This window comes from Shewanella sp. SG41-4 (assembly GCF_014164505.1).
Lineage (GTDB): Bacteria > Pseudomonadota > Gammaproteobacteria > Enterobacterales > Shewanellaceae > Shewanella.
Genome location: NZ_JACJFI010000705.1, coordinates 1 through 950, shown reverse-complemented (window position 1 = coordinate 950; position 950 = coordinate 1). Strand labels below are relative to the sequence as shown.

The window sequence follows — 950 nt, the reverse complement described above, 5'->3', positions numbered from 1 at the left end:
CCTTAATGATTCGATTTTGTTTATTACTAATCACTATGATAAAGGCATCCAGAATGGCTCTCTCGGCGTTCTCTCAAGTATTAAAACTTCTGGTGATAGCTATGGGGAGGTGACGCTTGATACTGGGGATACTATTGAAATTACACAAGCAGTGCTGGATTGCATGGAGCTGGGTTATGCAATAACCCTTCATAAAGCTCAAGGGTCTCAGTTTGCTCGTATAATCATTGCACTACAGAAAGGGAGAATCGTAGACCGAGCGTGGCTATACACAGCTATCACAAGGGCTGAAAGTGAAATTCACATTGTTGGCTCAAGTGCTGATTTTAAATTTATCACCGAAGCCCCTAGCTATTCTAATAAACGTAATAGCTATCTTGTTGAGCTTTTAAAAAACTGAAATAGAATTTATTACATTGGGGAGTGATGCTGGGCATAAGCGAAAATAAGCGAAAATAAGTGGTGTTAATGCAAATCGTTATCCATAGCTTGATTTGGGTTCTTGCATAGTAAGATGTGCCTGTAGTTGAGCATATCGCATGAAACATGTGGTTAGAGCCGGATGTACGTATGAAATTTCCGCAACCGGAAAGTGTGGCTTATTAAATGTTGGCGTCCAGCGAACTACACCTTGTTTGGATTAACCTGGTAGGGTGAAAGGCTGTTGAGATTGCGGTTAGGATGAGATAATTGCGCTAAGCAGTGTTGGATATAATTGAACGGTATTAAACCATTGGCTTTCGCGGTTTCTATGATGCTGTACAAAATAGCACTGGCCTCTGCACTACGACAGTTTTTTAGCCAAACGGCTAACGGTGCTTATACCGTATGCGTCTAGCGAAGTACACCTAGCATCGATGTTCTGATTGTCTAAAAATACCTGCTCAATGATAAATTTGGAGCAGGTGATGAAAACATACAGAACAACTACTCAGTGGCAGATGCTACTT

At 41.1% G+C, this 950-nt stretch carries 2 protein-coding genes; one reads left to right on the top strand and one right to left on the bottom strand.

From position 1 onward, the window contains the following. Positions 1 to 400: ATP-dependent DNA helicase (locus H5202_RS23405; protein ID WP_182774105.1), on the top strand; the 400-nt coding region annotated here is incomplete at its 5' end. A 224-nt stretch (positions 401 to 624) separates the two neighbouring features. Here H5202_RS23405 and H5202_RS23400 read toward each other — a convergent pair. Continuing rightward, a complete protein-coding gene (locus H5202_RS23400; RefSeq protein ID WP_443019477.1) occupies positions 625 to 765 on the bottom strand; it encodes a transposase domain-containing protein in 141 nt (46 codons plus the stop codon). Positions 766 to 950 lie beyond the last annotated feature (185 nt).